This window comes from Acinetobacter chengduensis, from assembly GCF_003664645.1.
Classification (GTDB): domain Bacteria; phylum Pseudomonadota; class Gammaproteobacteria; order Pseudomonadales; family Moraxellaceae; genus Acinetobacter; species Acinetobacter chengduensis.
The window spans coordinates 45,619-66,946 of sequence record NZ_RCHC01000009.1 but is presented as its reverse complement, the minus strand read 5'-3'; the positions used below and the strand labels follow the sequence as shown (position 1 = coordinate 66,946).

21 protein-coding genes are annotated in these 21,328 nt (G+C 40.7%); 15 read left to right on the top strand and 6 right to left on the bottom strand.

The features are described 5' to 3' along the window. Window positions 1–77 precede the first annotated feature (77 nt). From D9K81_RS09715 to rplS, 11 genes are all read left to right on the top strand, one after another. Window positions 78–524 carry a pilus assembly FimT family protein gene (locus D9K81_RS09715; protein WP_120373625.1) on the top strand — a complete coding sequence of 149 codons (447 nt, stop codon included), beginning with the start codon at window positions 78–80 and terminating at the stop codon, window positions 522–524. Then, window positions 521–1,033 carry a type IV pilus modification protein PilV gene (gene pilV, locus D9K81_RS09710; protein WP_120373624.1) on the top strand — a complete coding sequence of 171 codons (513 nt, stop codon included), beginning with the start codon at window positions 521–523 and terminating at the stop codon, window positions 1,031–1,033. The genes D9K81_RS09715 and pilV overlap by 4 nt, the downstream gene beginning before the upstream one ends. Continuing rightward, window positions 1,034–1,996: a PilW family protein gene (locus tag D9K81_RS09705; protein WP_120373623.1), complete on the top strand. Its 963-nt coding sequence runs from the start codon at window positions 1,034–1,036 to the stop codon at window positions 1,994–1,996. Then, a complete protein-coding gene (locus D9K81_RS09700) occupies window positions 1,993–2,847 on the top strand; it encodes a pilus assembly PilX family protein (RefSeq protein WP_120373622.1) in 855 nt (284 codons plus the stop codon). Before D9K81_RS09705 ends, D9K81_RS09700 begins: the two co-directional genes overlap by 4 nt. Window positions 2,848–2,860: 13 nt before the next feature. Next, entirely contained in the window at window positions 2,861–6,496 is a 3,636-nt protein-coding gene (locus tag D9K81_RS09695; protein WP_171406908.1) for a PilC/PilY family type IV pilus protein, read from the top strand. A 15-nt stretch (window positions 6,497–6,511) separates the two neighbouring features. Beyond that, on the top strand, window positions 6,512–6,994 hold the full coding sequence (locus D9K81_RS09690; protein ID WP_227602009.1) for a type IV pilin protein: 483 nt from the start codon (window positions 6,512–6,514) through the stop codon (window positions 6,992–6,994). Next, a complete protein-coding gene (locus tag D9K81_RS09685; protein WP_120373618.1) occupies window positions 6,979–7,452 on the top strand; it encodes a type IV pilin protein in 474 nt (157 codons plus the stop codon). The genes D9K81_RS09690 and D9K81_RS09685 overlap by 16 nt, the downstream gene beginning before the upstream one ends. Window positions 7,453–7,602: 150 nt before the next feature. Continuing rightward, window positions 7,603–7,860 (top strand): 30S ribosomal protein S16, encoded by a 258-nt coding sequence (rpsP, locus tag D9K81_RS09680; RefSeq protein WP_005013161.1) that lies wholly within the window; start codon window positions 7,603–7,605, stop codon window positions 7,858–7,860. 18 nt (window positions 7,861–7,878) lie between these two features. Further along, on the top strand, window positions 7,879–8,427 hold the full coding sequence (gene rimM / locus D9K81_RS09675; protein WP_120373617.1) for a ribosome maturation factor RimM: 549 nt from the start codon (window positions 7,879–7,881) through the stop codon (window positions 8,425–8,427). A gap of 42 nt (window positions 8,428–8,469) precedes the next feature. Next, window positions 8,470–9,204 carry a tRNA (guanosine(37)-N1)-methyltransferase TrmD gene (trmD, locus tag D9K81_RS09670; RefSeq protein ID WP_120373616.1) on the top strand — a complete coding sequence of 245 codons (735 nt, stop codon included), beginning with the start codon at window positions 8,470–8,472 and terminating at the stop codon, window positions 9,202–9,204. 212 nt (window positions 9,205–9,416) lie between these two features. Next, window positions 9,417–9,791, top strand: a complete 375-nt coding sequence (rplS, locus tag D9K81_RS09665) for a 50S ribosomal protein L19 (RefSeq protein WP_120373615.1) — start codon at window positions 9,417–9,419, stop codon at window positions 9,789–9,791. Between the two features lie 72 nt (window positions 9,792–9,863). Here the strand turns inward: rplS and D9K81_RS09660 are convergent, their stop codons facing one another. The 5 genes from D9K81_RS09660 to D9K81_RS09635 form a co-directional block, all read right to left on the bottom strand. Further along, window positions 9,864–10,835 carry an esterase/lipase family protein gene (locus D9K81_RS09660; protein ID WP_120373614.1) on the bottom strand — a complete coding sequence of 324 codons (972 nt, stop codon included), beginning with the start codon at window positions 10,833–10,835 and terminating at the stop codon, window positions 9,864–9,866. Window positions 10,836–11,034: 199 nt separating this feature from the next. Then, entirely contained in the window at window positions 11,035–12,027 is a 993-nt protein-coding gene (locus tag D9K81_RS09655; RefSeq protein WP_407923626.1) for a lipase family alpha/beta hydrolase, read from the bottom strand. A gap of 213 nt (window positions 12,028–12,240) precedes the next feature. Continuing rightward, window positions 12,241–13,209: an esterase/lipase family protein gene (locus D9K81_RS09650; protein WP_120373612.1), complete on the bottom strand. Its 969-nt coding sequence runs from the start codon at window positions 13,207–13,209 to the stop codon at window positions 12,241–12,243. A 194-nt stretch (window positions 13,210–13,403) separates the two neighbouring features. Next, on the bottom strand, window positions 13,404–14,387 hold the full coding sequence (locus tag D9K81_RS09645; RefSeq protein ID WP_407923629.1) for an esterase/lipase family protein: 984 nt from the start codon (window positions 14,385–14,387) through the stop codon (window positions 13,404–13,406). Between the two features lie 420 nt (window positions 14,388–14,807). Then, the gene (locus tag D9K81_RS09635) at window positions 14,808–15,839 is read right to left on the bottom strand and encodes a lipase secretion chaperone (RefSeq protein WP_120373609.1); all 1,032 of its coding nucleotides are present in this window, start codon (window positions 15,837–15,839) and stop codon (window positions 14,808–14,810) included. Window positions 15,840–15,982: 143 nt separating this feature from the next. Between D9K81_RS09635 and truB the strand changes: the two genes are divergently transcribed. The 3 genes from truB to D9K81_RS09620 all read left to right on the top strand — a co-directional run bounded on the left by truB (window position 15,983) and on the right by D9K81_RS09620 (window position 18,303). Then, a complete protein-coding gene (gene truB / locus D9K81_RS09630; RefSeq protein WP_120373608.1) occupies window positions 15,983–16,888 on the top strand; it encodes a tRNA pseudouridine(55) synthase TruB in 906 nt (301 codons plus the stop codon). A gap of 34 nt (window positions 16,889–16,922) precedes the next feature. Beyond that, window positions 16,923–17,696 (top strand): sulfite exporter TauE/SafE family protein, encoded by a 774-nt coding sequence (locus tag D9K81_RS09625; protein ID WP_120373607.1) that lies wholly within the window; start codon window positions 16,923–16,925, stop codon window positions 17,694–17,696. 145 nt (window positions 17,697–17,841) lie between these two features. After that, on the top strand, window positions 17,842–18,303 hold the full coding sequence (locus tag D9K81_RS09620) for a hemerythrin domain-containing protein (protein WP_120373606.1): 462 nt from the start codon (window positions 17,842–17,844) through the stop codon (window positions 18,301–18,303). 83 nt (window positions 18,304–18,386) lie between these two features. Here D9K81_RS09620 and D9K81_RS09615 read toward each other — a convergent pair whose 3' ends face one another. Beyond that, on the bottom strand, window positions 18,387–19,259 hold the full coding sequence (locus D9K81_RS09615; protein ID WP_120373605.1) for an EamA family transporter: 873 nt from the start codon (window positions 19,257–19,259) through the stop codon (window positions 18,387–18,389). A gap of 188 nt (window positions 19,260–19,447) precedes the next feature. Here D9K81_RS09615 and D9K81_RS09610 point away from each other — a divergent pair, with 188 nt between their 5' ends. Further along, window positions 19,448–21,271 (top strand): astroprincin family protein, encoded by a 1,824-nt coding sequence (locus D9K81_RS09610; protein ID WP_120373604.1) that lies wholly within the window; start codon window positions 19,448–19,450, stop codon window positions 21,269–21,271. The last annotated feature ends 57 nt before the right edge of the window (window positions 21,272–21,328 follow it).

Here is a 21,328-nt window from a genome sequence, read left to right as displayed (position 1 = left end):
TCTATTTGTAATTGATTTGTACGTGAACGCGATATGATTTGTAATAGGGTAGTTGGTTTTGAGTCTTTGGGGTGTGCATGTATAAAAGTAAGGGATTTACTCTTATAGAACTAATGGTCACGATTGCAATATTAGCAATAATTGCAACAATGGCAGTACCTTCTTTTAATTCCATAAGCTTAAATCAAAATTTAAACAAAAGTACGAATACCTTGACCCAAGAAATTAAAGCGGCGAGAACTAAGGCAATATTAGAGAAAAGGCAGATTACTTTAACGCTGTCTTCCTCCGCCAGTAATACAGCGACAGGTTTAAATTGGATGCCGGATGGGCAGGTTGCCTTAAAGACTGCTGCGAATAATGAGCTTAAATTTGATGGAAATGGAGTGCTGGTGAGTACTTTTTCAGTAGTTGAGTTATGTAAAACTTCAGGTGCTACAACGAGCAAGCCAACGAGTTCAAAAAAAATAACATTAACTAAATTTGGCCAGATTGAAAAAATTGAAGATGGGAGTTGTCCATGAGTGCGAGATCATCACAGAAAGGTATTGGTATGATTGAAGTTTTGGTGGCGCTCATTATTTTAGCAATTGGTGTGTTGGGCTATGTCATGCTACAAGTCCGTGCAATGGAAGCTACAGTAGAAGGAACCCAGCGTATTCAGGCAATTAATATTGCTAGAGATCTTGCAGAGCGTGTACGGGCTAATCGAGATGGATGGCTCGGGACAAATACATATTCCGCAGAACTTTCAGGTACTCAAGCCCGTGCTAGTACAACTCCAAATTGCGCAACGACATATTGTAATGCGGCTCAACTGGCTGATTTTGATGTAGCTGAGTTATCTGGTTATGCAACTCAGTATGGTATGACCTTGGGTATGTCTGCATGTCCGAATACGAATGGTAGACAATGTTTATTTGTGGCTTGGGGGGATACACTGCCGACAAATAGCACTTCTAATACAAGTTCTTGTGTGAATGGAAACGCCTACAGAACAAATTCGACGTGTGTAATGATGGAGGTTTACTAAATGAAAAAGCAAACTGGATTTACACTCGTTGAATTGATGATTTCGATTGTTCTGGGATTAATTATTGTTGCTGCTGCACTTTTATTATTTTTAAATGGCCAACGTAACGTTGCTATGCAAAAGAATACAACTGATTTACAAGATGATCAAAATTTTGGTCTTGCATATATTGCTAAAAATATCCGAAAAGCAAACCTAAATAGTCCATCCGCGAGTTTAAGTAATACATCTAACCTGTCTGGTATTGTTTTTAGTTCAGCGAATATGAGTGACAAACTGGTTTTAAATACTAATTTTAATGCCAATTTTGTGACGGCAAATATTGCGGCAAATGCGAGTAATATGCGTATAAAAACGACTACGACAGATGCTTCAACTTCTGTGACAACAACGAATTTTGCAGATGCTACAAATGATCAATTGGTCATTCAATATCGACCAACTGACGTTGGTGGCTATGACTGCGAGGGGAAATTAATTGATCGTACAGATGTCTATATTTTAGAACGCTATTTTGTGCGTACTGATACCAATGGCAGTGGTACAAATGCCGAAAGATCTGCTTTGGCATGTGCATCGAGTCGATATTCTGCTGGCTTAACTGTAGCAACAAATTTGGAAACATCAAATACAGCAGGTTTGTATGGCAGTGGTGAAATTATCATGAAACGTGTCGATTTGTTTCGGGTTCGCTTCTTAGTACAAAACTCAAGTGGTAAGCGATATATCACGGTCGCTGACTATAATACATTTCCTACAACTAAGCCCCGTATTCTTGCAGTGCAATTGGGTGTGATTGCGCGTGCACAAGATAAAAGTGTTGAACGTGCAGTATCAACCACGCAAGAGTTCTCTCTGTTTGGACAGACTATAACTCAAAAAACGGATTTTCCAAATCGTTATGTTAGAACACCGATTATGCAGACTGTTGCGTTAAGAAATGCTTTAGGGGGTCGCTCATGAGAAGAGCTCAACAGGGCGCGACCCTCATTATTGTTTTGGTTTTACTCGTTGCGATTACGGTCATTGGAAGTTTGGCAATTCGTTCTAGTGTTTTATCGCTAAGAGTTTCGACAATGAGTCAAGCTCAGCAATTGCTTTTACAGAACTCAGATGCTGCATTATTCAAAATAGAAGACCCTGACCAATTAATGAAGAATATGGCCTTAAACGGTATGTTTGGTTATATCAAGGGTGAGGATAATGTTGGCAAGGAATTGGTGTTTTGCTTTAAATCGGGCAATACAAACTTCTTTAGCCTTTCAAACTCAAGTCTAATCAGCTGGAATGGTTCCTCTATTAAGAATGATGGCTTAGGCAGTACAGGATTCTGCAAAATGGAGAGCGGTTTTTTTACATCAGGACGCAGTGCTGTGATTACACAGATTGCTGTTAAAGCGATGGATGCAAAAGATGCGGTTGCTTTTCAGCATATGCAAAAAGGGACTGATCCAGAGTCCTCAAAAAAAGATCCTGCGCAAATGTATACCATTTATGCCACTTCGATTTTTCCTAACCTTAGTTCAAATACCTTAGGTGATGATGATTTAAAGAAAGCAGTCAATAAATGTTTTGACTCGCGTTTTAATAGCATTCCAAGTGCAAAGCAAAGTGAGTTAGATGTGGATATTGCGACTGCAAATAGCAAGATTAAAGATACAGCCACAACAGCAGATGATAAAGCTAAGCTTGAGATTGAAAAGACCAATTTAGAACTATCTAAAGTGACAGTTTCAAATTGTTTATCGAATTTAGGTGTGCCAACCCATACACAAGTTGCCAATTATGCTTTGACGCAGACATTAAGCAAATAATGAGGACATGAGAATGAAAACCAAAAAATATAAGCAAGGTTTAGTAACAAGTTTAACTGCTCTCTCAACTGCAATGTTGTGTCAAACAGCGACAACTTATGCTAGTGATATTGAGATTTATAAAGCGCCTACAACGGGCGGTGCAACATTAATGTTTGTGCTGGATTTGTCTGGATCCATGTCACAATCAATTGATAAATCGGTACAACGCGATTTTTTTGGTACAAGTACGAATTGTACCAGCGAGAGTTTAGTGGTTCGAGCTACTTGGGATAGAGCGAATTATGACTTTGAAGGATCATACTGTTATATTGATGAAAGTACATTTAATAATTTAAATTCAACAAGACAAGCTCAAATTACTAGACAAGTTGACGTAAAGAATTGTCTAAAAGAGCTCCGTGATTTCGGAGGTTGGGAGTGGAAATTTGTTGGATGGGAGTTGAAAAAAGTTTGGGTTTCAAAGCTTGAGCAAACCTATAGTTGCCCAGATCGTGTGACAATGTTGAAGCGAAGTCTATTTGATTTAATTGCTGGGAATTCTTCTGTCGATAGTGGGAAACTTGCTACAGAAAATACTCCTTTACCGCCAACATCATCAATTGGTCTCACAACATTTCGATCTTCAACTCCTGCTGTTAAGTCACAGCCATTGGTATTGAACGCTACAAATAGAGGGATTTTATTGGATGAAATAAAAACCTGGAGTGCTACAGGCGGTACGCCTATTGCGCGTGCTTATGCTACAGGTATATCTGGACTATTTGATCATATTTCAAGCCCTAATGCTGAAACTGCTTGTGCTGGGTACGGTGTTTATTATTTAACAGATGGTGATCCGTCTGGAGATAGTCCATCATCAGCTAAAACAACATACAATGCTAAAGTGCGTAATACGTTTGCTTTGAATGATACACAGTGTACAGGTGGAGATTCAGATTCGTGGTCATGTGTGCAATCGATGGCTGCAAACTCTCAACAGAAAAAAAATAATAGTAATGTAGAGATTAAAACGGCTGTTGTGGGTTTTGGTACCGCTTTTAACTTTTCAAATTCAAATGGTCAGAGTGTAATTTATAATCCAACGACAACTTATACTGATGCTACATTGAGTCAATCTTTCTCAGGAAATACACTTGCTGCAGCAAAAGCGGCTGTTGCTGGTAAAGGTGGCTGGTATAGTGCATCGAATACCAATGATATTGTTAATAGTGTAACTAACTTTGTGAACTCGATTAAAGTTCCAATTCCTGCTATTACCACAGGCACATCTGCTATTCCCCAAGATGTTTTGAATACGTCAGTTATTCAGCCTTATGCCTATTTCCCACAATTTCAGCCAAAACCTTCTGAAGAATTTCGTGCTTGGACCGGCAACCTAAAAAAATACAATGTTGCTGATGGTGTACTGAAAGATAAAAATAACACTGCTTTATTTAGTAGTGCAGGTGTTTTAAATACAGCCAATGAGGACTTATGGACGCCGAATTATACGGCTTCAATAACTGCTGCACAACAAAGCCTTAAATCTTTGGGGGGTATACTCAGCCGTTTAAATTTGAAAAAAACTGACTCAACTTTAAATCGCAAAGTTTTTACAAGTGATGGTACAACACTAACTACTGTGAATGAGGCTTATATCAAGGAAGCTCCAAGGGCCCGTGGATATTACTTAGGCTTACTTGGATATGATGTAACACAGGCTCAAGTAGCAGAATTGACGAATTCTGCATCTGTAGATGCTTTACTTACTTCTGCTCCCGAACTTCGTCAAATTGGCGCGGTAATGCATTCGACTCCTGTGCTACTTACGCAATCAGGTAAAGTTTCTTATGTGGCAGCCCAAGCGGCTCAAGCAGCAACGACGACGACTGCTGCTGTGGCTGCACGAGATGCATATATGGATACAACCAATAGAGATGACTATATCTTATTTGGTACAACGCAGGGTGTGTTGCATGTTGTAAAAGCAGGAAAGTCAGATGAGATAACGACTGTTGGAAACACAGCAGGACAGGAAGTATTTTCATTTGTACCGCAAGAAATGCTAGCTGCACAAGGGAAAGCATTTTTAGATCCGCCTCAAACCGTGAGTACAACAGAGACAAGTACTAATGGTATGAATAATTTGTATTATGGTGTAGATGGGGCTTGGACAGCACATACAGAATATGTGTATAACACTACGGATGAGACTTTCAAGGTTTATGACTCTGCTACAAAGTATGGAAAGCAGTGGGTCTATGGTGGCTTACGTATGGGTGGGCGTAGTTATTATGCTTTAGACTTAACAAATATTGCTAACAGTACAAACAATGATCCTAAAATTAAATTCCGTATCAATCCTGTTGCTGGCAGTGTTGATCGTTATAATGATCAGGGGGGGGCTGTAACAACTCCTTATAATAATTTAGATAAAATGGGGCAAAGCTGGTCTAAACCGACTATTGCCAATGTACAGTGGAAAGGCAAGCGCCGATTAGTTATGTTTGTTGGTGGTGGTTATGATGCTGGCTATGAGCGTATTAATTACGATCAAACTAATGGTGTTGGTGCTGGTGTATATATGTTTGATGCAAATACTGGTGAGTTACTGTGGTCAACTTATGATGCTGTGAAAACACCTGCAGTAGCAGGAACAACACTTATTGGAGATGGTGATTACCTAAAATATAGTGTAGTTAGTCAAATTAAAGGCGTTGATCGCGATGGCGATGGCGATGTAGATCATCTTTATTTTGGGGATTTGGGTGGTCAGGTTTTCCGTGTGGATCTAAATAGTACACATGCTGCGAGTGGTACTGCATCCAATTATGCTTCGCAAATTACTCGAATTTATAACGGTCATGTAGATAATGGTGTAAGCCCACGTTTTTATGAAATGCCTGCATTTACGGTTTATCAAGGAACTGGTGATCTATTTGCTGTTATTAGTATTGGTTCCGGAAACCGTAGTACGCCGTTGTTAGGTAAGAAAGTAAACAGCCAGTATATTTCAGCACTTGAAACTGACACAGCCTCAGAAGTAGCTTCTGGGAAGACTCTAAATTCTTCTTTTGTAAATGATGCAATTTATAATATTTATGACACAGTGGTAACAAAAAAGAACCCAGCATCTTCTACACTGGGTACAAGTCCTATTTTAAGTAATTTATATGCTTTAAGCAGTACAGAACGTGAGTTAAATGCTATTGTTACAGGGCAGACTGCCCCAGCAAATTTGGCTGCAAATAAGGAAAACTCAGCATATAAGGGATGGTATTACGCATTTAGCTCAAGTACGGGACGTAAAGCTGTTGAAAAAGTTCAAGGTGATTTGATTGCAATTGATAATGACTTATACGTAAGTACATTTGATGCAGAAGGTGTGGGAACAACAGAAAGCTGTGGCGCTGGTATTTACGGGATGAGTCAAGCACACCGCTTCTGTATGCCATACGGACAATGCGCGAATGGTGATACTGTGGCAAGTAATACACTGGTTTTAGGTAAAGGACTTTTAGGTATTACGATGGGACCAGGATCAGATCCAGCCTCTCGCCGTATTATCGCATCATTAGGTACTTTATCATCAAGTAATAAAATTACGGGCACAACTTATAGAGCAAGTAATCAGCTCATCCCTCAAAGTTGGTATGAAAAGAACTAGGATGAAGTGTAAATGATGAGTGAAAAGAAGGGTTTTACACTTCTAGAAATGATGATTGTAGTAATGATTGTTGGGATCATTGCTGCAGTTGCATTTCCTAGTTATCAGGTTTTTGTACGTAAGTCACAAGAGAATAATGCTCAGCAAGAAATCCAAAAAATTGTGAAAGATTTAGAGCATCAAAAATCGAGGCAATTTAGTTATCTAGGTTTTGCATTATCTCCTGATCCACTGTATTTGCCATACGGTGCAACATCGACCACCGCAAAATATAAAATTGAGGTGATGGATGGTGATTCTTCAGATACTTCTCCGATAAAGTTAAATGCAACTACTGCACCATTGGGCAAAAATTGGGTAATTCGAGCATTGTCTACGGATGGTAAAATATATAGCTATCTCATTAATAGTAATGGTATGAGTTGTAAAAATAAAACATATGCCAATGTTAAATTCACTACATGTGGAACTGGGAGTGAGGCATGGAAGTTGCCGTGAAACACAAGGGCTTAACGCTTATTGAATTGATTATCGTTGTTGCTATTCTGGGAATTATTGCTGCAATTGCTTATCCTTCATATAAAAATGCAGGGCAAAAAACAAAGCGTATTGAAGCACAAGCAGAGTTAGTTAATATTGCAGGGCAATTACAACGATTTAAAATGGCAAATTATAGTTTTACCCCCAATGGTACTGCTGTAACGCTTGCAAGTCTTGGTTATGCTGTAAACTCAAGTGGTGAATATAGTTTTGCCCCAAATAAAACAGCAACATATACGATTACCTTAAATGCGGTGACAGCCAATAGTTGGAGATTGTCCGCTCGCCCAGTAGGGGGGCAATTGGGAAATGGTTATTTGGGTTTAAACCAAGCTGATATGCGGTGTTGGAGTAGTTCTGATGTAATGTGGTGTGATCCTAACTCCTCAACGAGTTGGACGACACAATCACCATAATAATTGAACCAAATTCAAAACTGTGGATAAGTGAATATTAACCTTTCCCTTTATATGATTTTAGCGTAAAATATCGCCCTCTATGAAAGGGGTTTGAAGTGTATCGATGGTCGGTACAGGGATAATCCGTAAAAACTATAAGGTTGTATCATGGTAGTTATTCGTCTTGCACGCGGTGGTGCTAAAAAACGTCCGTTCTATCAAATCATTGTGACTGATAGCCGTAATGCACGTGACGGTCGTTTCATCGAACGTATCGGTTTCTTCAACCCTACAGCTCAAGGTAAAGCAGAAAAACTTCGTTTAGACGCTGACCGTTTTGCTCATTGGGTATCTCAAGGCGCTCAACCGTCTGACCGTGTTGCTTCTTTAGCTGCTCAAGCTAAAAAAGCTGCAGCTGCTGTTTAATACGGTAGTAGCTTGCCCATGACACCAACACAGAATGTTCCAGAAGATCGTATTCAGATTGGACAGCTACGTTCAGCTTATGGATTAAATGGGTGGCTCTGGGTCTATTCCAATACAGAACCTATGAGCAACATCTTTGACTACCTACCTTGGTACATTGAAACCAAAGCAGGTTGGCAAACAGCAGATGTAAAACGCTGGAAACCACATGGCAAAGGCTTAGTTGTTGCGCTGAAGGGGGTCTTAGACCGCACTGCAGCAGACAACTTAGTCGGCGCAAATGTTTGGATTTCTAAATCGCAACTGCCTCAAGCAGGTGTGGACGAGTATTATTGGTCAGATTTAAAAGGCTTAACTGTGTTAGGTCTTAATGAAGATGAGCAAGAAATCAATCTCGGTCAAATCCACGAATTGTTTGAAACAGGTGCTAACGACGTGATGGTAGTTCGCGCTACTGCTGACAGCGTTGATAGCGAAGAGCGTATGATTCCATGGCATAAAGATGTGGTACAGCGAGTTGATCTCGAAGCTGGTCGTATCTACGTGAATTGGGGCGTAGATTATTAATCCTTAATGGATTGACGCAGCAGGAAAATAGAGGAGTCTGCGATGTTTTTTGCAGTCATAACGCTTTTTCCTGAAATGTTTGAAGCGATTACAGCCTACGGTATTAGCGGGCGCGCAGTAAAGAAAGAGATTGTACAAGTCCATTGTATTAATCCTCGTGAATTTGCTGAGGGCAATTACAAAAGAGTGGACGAGCGTCCATTTGGTGGTGGCCCAGGTATGGTGATGATGGCTGAGCCTTTGGCAAAAGCAATCCATCGTGCTAAAGAGCTTGCAACGCAAGCGGGTGCAGTTCGTGTTCCTGTGGTGTATATGTCACCACAAGGTCAAACCTTAAATGAACCTGCAGTACAGCAATTTGTCGAATATGACGGACTGATTGTGCTCTGTGGTCGTTATGAAGGGGTCGATGAACGTTTGATCCAAAAGTATGTTGATCAGGAATGGTCCATAGGGGATTACGTTTTATCTGGCGGTGAACTCCCTGCGATGGTTTTATTGGACAGTATTATTCGGAGACTTCCGGGTGCAATGTCTGATGAGCAATCACACGTACAAGACTCGTTTGTGGATGGTCTTTTAGATTGCCCACAATATACCAAGCCAGATCATTTTGAAGGTTTGGATGTGCCTGAAGTTCTTAAATCTGGGCATCATGCAAATATTGAAAAATGGCGCTTTTTGCAGCGTTATCAACGGACACTTGAACGTCGACCAGAATTGGTTGAAAAAGTTGAGTTGAGTAAGCAGCAAAAAAAATGGCTAAAAGATGAGTAAGGGTAAGTAAAGCATTGCTTTACCCGAGCGCAAGGCGAGAAGCGTTGCTTCGAGCAAACCATATTGCTTAATGTAAATTAAGTATTTAAATAGGCTCTTTATACCTTGAAGTGGTCAAGTATAAAGGGAAAGTCAATCGGGTCTATGCGCTTTAGCCTCTAGCCCCAGTGGAACTCAGACCTCTTCTGGCCCACATAAATTGGAGATACCCCATGAGCGGTAAGCATCCTTTAGTTCAAGTAATTGAAAACGCGCAACTTAAACAAAACATCCCAGCTTTTGCTCCAGGTGACACTGTAGTTGTTCAAGTAAAAGTAAAAGAAGGTGAGCGTGAACGTCTTCAGGCTTTTGAAGGTGTTGTAATTGCTAAGAAAAACCGTGGTTTGAACTCTGCGTTCACAGTACGTAAAATTTCTAGCGGTGTTGGTGTTGAGCGTGTTTTCCAAACTCACTCTCCAATCGTTGCTGGTATCGAAGTGAAACGTCGTGGTGACGTTCGTCGTGCTAAACTTTACTACCTACGTGAATTGTCTGGTAAAGCTGCGCGTATTCGCGAAAAATTACCAGCTCGTAAAGTTAAAGCTTAATTTTAAGTTTTATCACGAGTTAAAAAATGCGCCTTTGGGCGCATTTTTTTGTTTTAAAAATTAAGATTAGTTTTACAACCCTTGTCGTTTTAGGCGATTGGCATGCTGACGATAGACTGCAACAGGATCAGGCGCAAGAAATCCCTTTAAGCCGAGCACTTGATTGACTTCATCAAAATGGTTCCATTTATAGTCATCACGAATAGTTTTACCTAATTTACTGCTACATTTGCTCACGAGGCCATCATTTGGCTGTCCACTAAAAGCAATTGGCCCCATTGCTGTAAAAATCGTGTCTGGATCCAGCAGGTTGGTGGTATTCGACACACCAGTCCACGAGTAAAACGCAATGCCATTGGCTTGGCTTGGACCATCAGTACATTTTGCTATTGGCATACCCAGTGGGAATTTGGCATTGAATTTTTTTACTCCCGGTTGCGACATACTATAAATTGAGGCTTGAAAATTAGAAGGGAGATTTGACTGCTGTGCAAAATTAATGACTGGTGTCATCACTGCATCCATCACGACAGCAAGTACACCATTTAAAACAGGAATATTTTGTACCAAATCTGCGACAGGAGAGCCGTCATTGGTACCTGCAACACTACTCACAGATGCAACAAGGTCTGGACGGACACCAGCAATATAACGTGCTGTAGGCCCACCATGTGAATGACCTATCAAATTCACTTTAGGCTTGCCTGTAATGGCGATGACTTCTTCCACTTGAGTCAAAAGCTGTTCACCACGAACTTCGATTGATTCAAGCGGTGAAATTTGTGAAGCAAATGCCGTTGCTTTATGGCGCGCAAGATCTGGAAGTACTTGATACCAGTAATCTAGTCCAAAGACTGCACTACCCAAACGGTTAAAGCCAAACATGCCATGTACAAACACGATCGGATATTTGGTTTCGGCATAATTGTCTGAGATGACAGTTGATGTAGCTTTCTGAATACCTTGGGCTGCATGGGATGGTGTAAATGCAATGCCTGTAAACAGGGTAGTGCACAGCAGAGTGATTTTTAATTTTCCGTTCATGGCTGATCCTTTATTTTTGTTTTACTCTCAATTGCATCTGCAATTAGATGTTTGACAATAGATGTTGTCAAATTTGATTATAAGAAATTAAAAACAGGAAGTGTGATATAGTCGACGGAATGAATACAGATTTGTAAGTTAAACTAAACAGTCCAGCAGAGCGCTGGACTATTTAGGGAAGGTAATATCGATATCAATATTATAGGCCTTGTAATTTTAGACGGTTGGCGTGTTCACGATACACTTGGACTGGATCGGCAGAGAAAATACCGCGAATGCCCAGAAGTTGGTTCACTTCATCTAGGTGATTCCACTGATAAGTATCACGGATGACTTTACCAAAACGTGAAGAGCAACGTCCTGCAACACCATCACCTTCGCCTGCTAATAGTGAAGAAGCTAACATGCCATAGTCGCTCGGATCTAATACGGAATTGAATGGAGAATTCCCCATAAATGAATAGTAGTAGGTTCCATTAACTTGGTATGCACCTTCACCACAGCTCGTTGAAGGAACACCATTTGGGAAAACTTGGTTAAATTCTAATGATTTTTTAGTACCCAAAGCTTGAAGTGCTGCTTTCGCATCATAAGGGAATACATTCGGATCTAAACCTGAAGCAAAGCTAATAACTGGGCTGACTAGCGTATCAAAGATTGCACGAGCAGGTCGTTCTAGCACGCTACCAACCAAAACACCCTCAAGAATATCTGCGAGTTTCGCGCCTTTATTGCCAGAACCAATGGTGGTGACAGATGCCACAATATTTGGAGCTACACCTGCCACATAGCGAACGGATTGACCACCATGGCTATGACCAATTAAGTTGACTTTGCTTTGACCTGTAATGGCTAATATTTCTTGAACCTGACTCAGCGTTTGCTCGCCACGAAGCTCACTGGAGTTCATGGTAGAAACACGCGTCTCCCAAATATTTGCACCATTACGTGCTAAGTCAGGTGCAATTTGATAGAAATAATCGACACCAAAAACACTACCAAAACCAAATAAACCATGCGCAAGAACAATTGGATATTTGGTTTTTGCGTATGAAGCATAGCTATTTGCAGGGGTCTTTTGCACAGCAAGGTCTTTGATTGCTTGCGAAGATGCAAATGTTGTTGTGTTGAATGCAGATAAGGTTAAAAGGCTAGTGAGTAAAATTTTATATTTCATTTTCTGTTCCTTCATTTTCTATTTTTAAGATGAGATCCGTCATCTATAAACAAAGTATAAAGATGTTTGCAGAAAAGCAATTAAAAATGTGATGAAGTGCACAATAATCGGATTAACTGTGAATTTTAATTAAAAAGTGTGTGTGCTTTTGCACAGATAAAAATGGATACATGAAGTAGAAACTTGCTGAAAATACTCAACAAGTTTCTAGAAATGGGGAATTAAATTTTATAGTCCTTGTAATTTTAGACGGTTGGCATGTTGGCGATAAACATCAACAGGGTCTGGCGCAAATAACGCTTTTAAGCCAAGGACTTGGTTGACTTCATCCAGATGGTTCCAGTTGTAGTTGTCACGGATGGTTTTACCAAACTTCGCACTACATTTAGACACTAAACCATCATTGTCCTTTCCGCCATCAATCAACAATGCAGTGACTTTAAGTGCTGAGTCTAGGTCTAAAATATTGGTGATTTGGCCAACACCTGTAAATGAGTAGTTATAAATGCCTTTTTCTACGCTGTTGCCTTCACCACATGCGGTTTTAGGTAAGCCGAGTGGGAATTGGGCATTAAATTTTGCAGAGCCTGCTAAGGTTAAGCTACTGCCTCCAGCTAAAGAATCATGTGGATAGCTGTTCGGATCTAAACCTTGTGCCCAAGTAATCGCTTTGGACACAAAATTGACTGTGCCTACCAATGGCCCTTCAATTGGCGTGCCTTCTGCTTTTAAAATGAGGTCAGCTACAGGAGAGCCTTGATGCGGGCCTGCAATACTGGTTAAAGATGCAACCACATCAGGTCGTACACCTGCAACATACCGAATAGTGGGCCCACCATGGGAATGGCCAAGTAGATTGACTTTACTCGCACCCGTCAATGCACGAATTTCGAGTACTTGTTGTAAAAGCTGTTCACCACGAACTTCTGTCGAGTTAAAAGGGGATACACGAGTTGCCCAGACATTGGCCCCATTACGGGCTAAATCGGGCAGAATTTGATAAAAATAGTCCATCCCTAGCGTGTCATTGCCAATGCTAATAAAACCACCCATGCCATGATTAAATACAATTGGGTATTTAGTTTTGGCATAGCTTGAGCTCACTTTTTTATCGGTGATTTGTGTAGCTTGAGTGGCCATCGCGCTGTTAATGCAAAGTAAAGAAATAAGACTTGCGGATAAAAGTTTAAACTTCATATTGTGGTCATCCTGCATTGTTTTTAGTTTTATAAATCTGACAATTCAATTTGTCATGAATATCAAAGCAGTCGTTCCCAAGATTTGCAAACGATGCTAGATGATCGTTTTAAAGAGTTGTAACAATGTTTAACAACACAAAAATGGACAAAAAAAGGCCCCTGAAAGCTTTCAGAGGACCTTTTATAATATGCTTATAAACCTTGTAGTTTTAAGCGGTTTGCATGTTGACGATATAATGCAACTGGGTCTTGAGCAAAGACACCAGTTAAACCAAACAGCATGTTTGCGAGGTCTGTGTGGTTTAGTTTATAACTGTCGTTAATCACTTTACCCATGTATGCGCTACAACGTGACACCATGCCATCATTGTCTTTATTGCCATAAGATAATGGCCCTAATTGCATAAGGATTGTATCTAAATCAAGAAGGTTCGTGGTTTGTGCAACGCCAGTCCATGAGTAGTAGTAAATACCTTTACGGTCGACATTACTCAATGATTTACTACAGTTTTCAGTTGCAGATAATACGCCATCATTCACCGCTGATTTTGCAACTGTCGCATTGAAGTTTGCAGATTCAGTTTGTGTGAGTGACTTCATGGAAGCATCAAAATCAATGCCTAACTCAGGTTTTAATTGTGCAAGCGCAATGAGCGGACCTACAATATAGTCACCTAAAATATTGAATGCAGTACGGCTGAGCTTATTGTTTTGAATGTCATCTGCAACTTTTGAACCGTGATAGGTTCCTGCAACACCAGTAATGGATGCAATGTATTGTGGGCGTGTAGAAGACACATACAGTACAGTTGGTCCACCATGCGAGTGACCAATTAGGTTCACTTTGTCTTTACCTGTAATCGCCATCACGTCTTCAACTTGGCTAATCAGTTGTTCGCCACGATATGCAGTGGTATTGGCTGGTGATAATTGTGCTGCAAATACAGTTGAACCATTACGTGCCATATCTGGAAGAATTTGGTACCAATAGTCCATGTTCAAGCTTTCATTGCCTATACGTGACCAACCTAACCAACCATGTACCATCAAAATTGGATATTTGGTTTTTGCATAATCTGATTTTGCTTTTTCAGTTACCGATAACACACTTGGTGCAGCGTGCGAGGTTGCAGTTAAACCCAGAGTTAAAGTTGTTAATGCCACTAGAGAGGCCATCTTGGCCGTTGTTTTGATAGATCGCATACACGTTCCTTTGTTTGTGTTGTTGTTATCGCTATTTTTATAAATCACAGCACGCCTGTTTTCATCAAATTTGAATCATTCAAATGGGCTTGAGGAAAAAGCAATTGGGTGCTGATTGAACACATGTTAATGCATGGTTATTTTTCCATGCTGACCTGTTTAAACCATGTCATTTGGGGACATGATATATCTGTGAATGACATTTATAGCCATAATTTTTGCTCAAAAAATACACTGAAAATGAACATTACAGTGAATGTTATTTCATCAATGTATTTGTGGTTGATTGCGAAAGTAGAATAAGTAAATTTGATTGTAGTCAAAATGATGGTTAAAACTAAAAAGCCCTGTGTTAATGATCACGGGGCTTTAAAGGATGATACAAGCAAAAGCTTAATCACTAAATGGGAGTTTTTCACCTTGGTCATGTAGCGTTTCAAAAGTATTTACCCGAAGTTGATCTTCTTTACTTTGAAAATGTTGGCTACGAAGCTGTTGAACGGCTTGTTGCTTGGCACTTTCGCTCATGCCACTTTTCATAATGTTATCGCGTTCTGCCAAGTAACCATTCACATTGTTTTTCCAATCCAAACGCTGTGTATCGAGTGTTTCTAAACGTTGTGTCGCTTCTGGGCCAACCAAGTTTAAACGCATATTGCGAATTTCCTCAGCCGAACCGCCACGTGCTTTAATATCTGCACTCAGTTTTCGAAGGTCTTCTAACTTATTAATCTGTTCAAGGTTTTCTTTCCAATCCTCAGGAAGTTCATCAAATAAATCTTTCAGTTTTTTGGCTTTTTCAGTTTCACTGAGCTTTTTGTCATTAATTACATCTAAACGGTTCAGGGTATAGATGTGGTAGGTATTTTCCGTACCAAAAAGACCTTCAATTTCATAATCTGAAAAGTGTTGCTTACGTAAATTTTGTGTACTGCTAAAAATGGCACGGTAGTATTTCGGATCATTCTGATCAATATTAGGTGCTTGCAATTGCCCCAGAGCTTCACGGTAGTTCATATAGCGTTTCCACAAATCTAAAATTTGTGAAAGTGCAGGCTCTTTATGGGTATTTTGTATATATGTTTGAAAATCTTTTTTGATTTGATCCAAACTTTTTTCGCCGTATTGGGTAATGAAATATTCAAAACAGTTACGCGTTTGTTCATTCACAATTAAGCGATTAGAGCTGTCCATGGTCATCTGACAGTTAATTTGCGTGTCTTGTTGGCTCTTACTCATAAAGCCAGGGCCAGCAGTCGCATCACTTGCTGATGCCGTGTTGGCTTCACTGTTTGGGTTGAGCGTAGCATTTTGATTTTGTTGACTTGTATCTGATGTAGGGTTGTTTGGCGAAAGCCAGAAAATTAGAGCAACGATGGCAATAATGACAGTAGCGATAATCAACCATAACTTATTTTTTTGCATATCCTAATGCACCTTATTCCTATTGTATTTGTTTTAGAATCATTTTGGTTGCTCAGAATATGCCATAAAAGTCGTACAAAATCACAGAAATGTTGTAAGTATTGGGTTAACATTGCGCAGGATTTCCCTCGCTTAGTGTGATTATGAAAGCATCTTCTCCTAAAATTCAGCGCCGTGCGATTAGTGGCGTATTCCTTCTGAATAAGCCACTTGGTATTAGCTCGAATGGCGCTTTGCAGCGTGTACGTTGGTTGTTTCGTGCGCATAAAGGCGGTCATACAGGTGCGCTTGATCCTTTAGCCTCAGGCCTTTTACCAATTTGTTTAGGAGAGGCGACCAAGTTTTCACACTATTTGTTAGATTCAGTGAAACGCTATCAAACCACTGTATTTTTAGGGCATAGCACTACCACGGGTGATGTGGAAGGTGAGGTCTTGTTAGAGCAGGCTGTGCCTGAACTGACCAAAGCTAAAATTTTGGCGGCTTTGGCTTTATTTCAAGGTGATGTTCAACAAGTTCCACCGATGTATTCGGCTTTAAAAAAAGAAGGCCGTCCGTTGTATGAGCTGGCACGCCAAGGGATTGAAATTGAGCGTGAAGCGCGCCCAATTCATATAGAAGCAATCGAGTTACTGTCATATACAGAGAATAGTATTACTTTAGATGTGACGTGCTCGAAAGGAACTTATATTCGTGTATTAGGCGAAGATATAGCAAAAGCTTTAGGAACATACGGGCATTTAACCTATTTGCATCGGATTAAAACCGGCCCGTTTGAGCTGATTCCAAGTTATACCATTGAGTATTTGGAAAGTTTGACTGAGCAAGAGCGTGAAGCGCTGTTGTTGCCTGCACATGCACCTGTATCACACTTAGTTCAAGTGCAAGTACCAGAGGGTCGTGCGGAATATTTTAGCCGTGGCATGGAAAGTAATATTGAGCATGAAGCTGTGGCGGAAGCCTTAGTTTTTGATGGTGAAAAATGTTTAGGTTTGGCTGAAATCACCGCGCAAAAACGCTTAGTTCCTAAACGTGTTTTAAATTTGTAGTTTCTCCCATTTGTTTTAATAAAAGGTCAATCTTGTGGACATTGAAATCATCCTGACGTTGCTATTTTTTGCGTTCTTTGCAGGCGCAATTGATGCTGCAGTTGGTGGGGGTGGCTTAATTCAAATTCCAGCCATTATGAATGCGATGCCACAACTGGCACCTGCAACGGTTTTTGGTACCAATAAGCTGTCATCTATTTTTGGTACAGCCTCAGCCGCAGTCACTTTTTTGCGTCAAGTGAAGCTACGTTGGAAATTACTCGCAATCATTGCCAGCTGTGCTTTTATTGCATCGTTTGCAGGGGCTGCTTGTGTATCGATGGTGCCTAAAGAAGTACTGCGCCCATTTGTACTGATCATGCTGATCATTATTGCGATTTATACATTTTGTAAAAAGCAATTTGGCCAAGTGCATATTCGCCAAGAACTTACACCCAAAATATTACTGTTGGCTGCGGTTGGAAGTCTAGCCATTGGTTTTTATGACGGCATCTTTGGGCCGGGTACGGGCAGTTTCTTTATTTTCTTTTTTATTCGTTACTTAAAAGCTGACTTTTTACATGCATCCGCGCTGTCTAAAATTGCCAATTTAACCACGAATTTAGCTGCCTTAAGCTTTTTTGCACCCACAGGGCATGTGTTATTTGCTATTGGGGGCATGATGGCTGTGGCCAATATTTTAGGTTCGATTGTTGGGGTAAAAGCTGCATTAAAATATGGTAGTGGTTTTATTCGAATTTTGTTCTTGGTGTTGGTGAGTATTCTAATTGTGCGTCTGGGCTATCAAATGATTACGGGTGAAGGCTAAAAAAGCGCTTACAAAAGCAAACTGATTTATTGTACAAAAAAAGGCTAGTCTGAATTTAAGCAGGCTGGCCTTTTCTATGCCTGTTGCAATTGCATTTACATATTTTGATTGAACATATAGCTCAGCATCAGAGGTCATTAAAACAATGAATATATTTGAAGCTTTACGCCAAAGTCATGAAAAACAACGCGAGCTGGCAGAACAGTTACTCCATACTTCGGGAGACACACCTGAACGCCGTGAATTATTTGAACGCTTGAAAAACGAATTATTTGCCCATGCAGTGGGAGAAGATCGTTATTTGTATATTCCACTGATGATGACAGATTCAGGGCTGAACATTACCCGCCATGCCTTAGCTGAGCATCATAAAATGGATGAATTGCTGGAACAGCTGACAGACACTGAGTTTAGCAATCCAGGCTGGCTGGCGATTGCCAAAAAGCTGGCTGAAACTGTGCATCATCATTTAAAAGAAGAAGAGCATGGCTTTTTTCAGCAGGCGGGTAAAATTTTGGATGCTAAGCAAAAAGAGGCGTTGGCAAAGCAATATTTAGCTGAATACCAAAAATATAAAAAAGCCGATAAAGACAGCTTAACAGGCTAAAAACTGAAAATGCTAAACATCAAAAAAGAGTGTACATACGCTCTTTTTTGATGACTAAAATTTATTGAGAGTCTGAGATTCGCTTAATTTGAGGCATTCACTTTTTGCTGTGAACGCAAGGTTACACCGACAGATGCGGCCATCACACAGAACAGTGCAATCCACTGCAAGGTTCCAATTTTCTCACCAAGTAGCAACAGGCCTGTGAGTGCGGCGAGCGCTGGAGATAAGCTGGACAGCGTGCCATAGCTGAGCTTGCTCAGAACTTTTAGCGCTTTTAAATCTAATGCATAAGGTATGGCGGTCGCCAGAACTGCAATGGCCAGCGCTTTGCCCCAATATTGTGTTTCTAATAATGCAGGTGCGTCACGGTATAAGCCAATGGGTAACAGGCTCAGTGCAGATAGGGTAATAGCAATGGTCAACGCATGCATGCCGATATTTTGATGCACGACTTTTTGACCAAAATAAATATAAAAGGCCCAGCACAGACCAGCACCTAAAGCACAGGTAGCACCAATGATTGAAAAGTCACTGCCTGAAGTTTGGCCCCAAGGTACCATGAGTGCAATACCCGTCATGGCTAAAAGCACCCAAATATAGTCGCTACGGCGCTGAATAGAGAGCAGAGCCAGACCGAGTGGGCCAATGAATTCGAGTCCAACAGCGATCCCTTGCGGGAGTTTGCCCAAAGACATATAAAACAAGACATTCATTAAGCACAGGGCCGCGCTGTAGCACAGCAAATCACGCCATTTTAAAAAGGACAGGCGCTTTAAAATTTGCCATGAGCGGAACATGAAACAGACAATCAGAGATGCAAAACACAGCCGTAAAATAGTGACAGATAGCGGGTCGAGCACGTGAAACAATTGCTTCGCAAAAGATGCGCTAATTTGATAAGAGATCATGGACAGAACCATGAACAGGACTGCAATAAGTTGTGCGTTTGGCATAGCTACTCTGCATCTGAACTGGACTGGACAAGTGGTGAAAGTATAGCAAAAAAGAGGCGAGCGTAGCGTTGGATAGGGGCTCTGCTTACTTGTTATATTATGTGAATAATATTGTTCAATTGAACATAATGTAAATAATATCAATAATATGCCGCTTTTTGAAATTGTATAAAAATAGAGAAATATAAATGAAATTAAAACAACACGCACATGCTGTTATGGTTGCATGTATTCTAGGTGTGCCCTTAGTAGGCTGTGGCTCGGGTTCGAGTGATGGCTCAAGCCACGAAGCGATTGTTGAAAAATCTGTAAGTGCTTTAGTGCAAACTGCAACAGGTTCTGCGCTGGTGGGCACAGAAATCAATATTGATGGTCAAAGTTTTATGACCGATGCATCTGGCCATGCAGCATTTAAAGTCAAGTTAGCCCAGAGTGCAAAAACAGTGGTGGTGAGCTTTAAAAAAGCAGGGTTTATTACCCAGTCCGTTGAGCTCAAAGTAGATGAGCTTGCGCAGATTTCGGCAAACCTTTTACCTATTAAGCAAAGCATGACCGTTGCAAAGATTGAAGATGCGCAAGTGATTCAGTCTGCATTAATGAATGCACAAATTTCTATCCCTGCGAATGCTTTTGTACTGCCTAATGGCCAGCCTGCAACGGGTGCAGTAACTGTTGAACTAACACCGTGGGATATTCAAAGTAGTGATTTAAATGCGATGCCAGCCAATGGCGTAGCGATTGATGATAAAGGAAACCCAGCAACCCTAATTAGTGCGGGCATGCTGACTGCAACTTTTACTGACAGCACAGGACAAAAACTGCAGCTTAAGACTGGTGTCAGTGCGGATATCCAAATGGATTTACCACGAAGTAGTGTGAATAACCAAGCCATGACGGTGGGTACAAGTATTCCTATGTGGTACTTCGATGTGGCTAAAGGAAAATGGATTGAAGAGGGTACACCGGGCACAGTGGTGGCTTCGCCACTTTCTGAAACTGGCTTAGCAGTAAAAGCAACGGTGAGTCATTTCTCTACGTGGAATTGGGATTTTAAATTTGAAAATCCGGGTTCGGTGAATGTGAAATGTAAGTCAGCAAGTAGCTATGTGCCATGTCATATAACGGCATGGGTAGAACTGAAAGATGGCTCAGGTTTAACTAAAACCACCTCTATTTCAGAAAATGGTGTTGATATTATTAATATGCCAACAGAAGGCCAAATTCACTGGTCTGCCAAAGATACAACGGGTACTTTAATTGGTTCTGTAACTTCACAATTGCCGAATGATAAAACCGTTGTCATTGATTTGGGTGTGCCTGCAACCAGTAATAAAGTTCAATGTGTTTTAGAAAATGGTACTGCTGTCGAATGTAGTGGCGAGTTCACTACAAAAGTAGGTACAACTTATCAAGCGGCTGAATTTACTGCACCCAAAGAAGGTGTACGTGTGATGACAGGTTTGAAATCGAGCAATGATCAGCTGGTCTGGTCTGCGAAAACGGCTTTGACTTTAGAGGCTGGGCAGTGGGTACGTTATATGGGCGCTACTGTGTCGACGAGTAAAGCTGACGTGAAAATCACCCTCAAAGATAAAGAAGTCGTGGCTGCCGATCAGGGTCTGAGTTTTTATGTGCAATGTACCTCTGGCTATGATTACAACACGGGGAAATTAAACCTGAGTGATCCAGCATTGGTGGGTAAACCTTGTGAAATTGAAGTGAATTTATATCTAGACTCTTTCAATTCAACAGCACATCAATTGTATTTTAGCGTACCTTATGGTGAGAAAAAGCTGATCCGTCTACCGAACCAATATGCAGGCTTTGAGTGGCTGGGTGAAGGTAAAGTGAGTAGTCTTTATGTTCAAGGGCGTATGCTTCAGGGGACATATTGTGGTTCTGCAGGTACAGAAGGCTTTAAACGTTCTGAGCCACCATTAATGATGATTGCTTTATGGGGTGGGAATTCGCCTGTAGAGCTAGATGGTAATTTCTGTATTATTCCGAGCTAAATATACGCATTAAAGGGCGATTTAAAACCGTATTTCACTACAATGTGACATGCGGTT

Bases quoted from the DNA above. Each gene is read 5' to 3' on its own strand.
- D9K81_RS09620 (WP_120373606.1), top strand. From the start codon at position 17,842: ATGAATATATTTGAAGCTTTACGCCAAAGTCATGAAAAACAACGCGAG.
- D9K81_RS09685 (WP_120373618.1), top strand. From the start codon at position 6,979: ATGGAAGTTGCCGTGAAACACAAGGGCTTAACGCTTATTGAATTGATT.
- D9K81_RS09705 (WP_120373623.1), top strand. From the start codon at position 1,034: ATGAAAAAGCAAACTGGATTTACACTCGTTGAATTGATGATTTCGATT.
- D9K81_RS09715 (WP_120373625.1), top strand. From the start codon at position 78: ATGTATAAAAGTAAGGGATTTACTCTTATAGAACTAATGGTCACGATT.
- truB (WP_120373608.1), top strand. From the start codon at position 15,983: ATGAAAGCATCTTCTCCTAAAATTCAGCGCCGTGCGATTAGTGGCGTA.
- D9K81_RS09660 (WP_120373614.1), bottom strand. From the start codon at position 10,835: ATGAACGGAAAATTAAAAATCACTCTGCTGTGCACTACCCTGTTTACA.
- D9K81_RS09690 (WP_227602009.1), top strand. From the start codon at position 6,512: ATGAGTGAAAAGAAGGGTTTTACACTTCTAGAAATGATGATTGTAGTA.
- rplS (WP_120373615.1), top strand. From the start codon at position 9,417: ATGAGCGGTAAGCATCCTTTAGTTCAAGTAATTGAAAACGCGCAACTT.
- rpsP (WP_005013161.1), top strand. From the start codon at position 7,603: ATGGTAGTTATTCGTCTTGCACGCGGTGGTGCTAAAAAACGTCCGTTC.
- D9K81_RS09655 (WP_407923626.1), bottom strand. From the start codon at position 12,027: ATGAAGGAACAGAAAATGAAATATAAAATTTTACTCACTAGCCTTTTA.
- rimM (WP_120373617.1), top strand. From the start codon at position 7,879: ATGACACCAACACAGAATGTTCCAGAAGATCGTATTCAGATTGGACAG.
- trmD (WP_120373616.1), top strand. From the start codon at position 8,470: ATGTTTTTTGCAGTCATAACGCTTTTTCCTGAAATGTTTGAAGCGATT.
- D9K81_RS09650 (WP_120373612.1), bottom strand. From the start codon at position 13,209: ATGAAGTTTAAACTTTTATCCGCAAGTCTTATTTCTTTACTTTGCATT.
- D9K81_RS09695 (WP_171406908.1), top strand. From the start codon at position 2,861: ATGAAAACCAAAAAATATAAGCAAGGTTTAGTAACAAGTTTAACTGCT.
- D9K81_RS09610 (WP_120373604.1), top strand. From the start codon at position 19,448: ATGAAATTAAAACAACACGCACATGCTGTTATGGTTGCATGTATTCTA.
- D9K81_RS09635 (WP_120373609.1), bottom strand. From the start codon at position 15,839: ATGCAAAAAAATAAGTTATGGTTGATTATCGCTACTGTCATTATTGCC.
- D9K81_RS09700 (WP_120373622.1), top strand. From the start codon at position 1,993: ATGAGAAGAGCTCAACAGGGCGCGACCCTCATTATTGTTTTGGTTTTA.
- D9K81_RS09615 (WP_120373605.1), bottom strand. From the start codon at position 19,259: ATGCCAAACGCACAACTTATTGCAGTCCTGTTCATGGTTCTGTCCATG.
- D9K81_RS09645 (WP_407923629.1), bottom strand. From the start codon at position 14,387: ATGGCCTCTCTAGTGGCATTAACAACTTTAACTCTGGGTTTAACTGCA.
- pilV (WP_120373624.1), top strand. From the start codon at position 521: ATGAGTGCGAGATCATCACAGAAAGGTATTGGTATGATTGAAGTTTTG.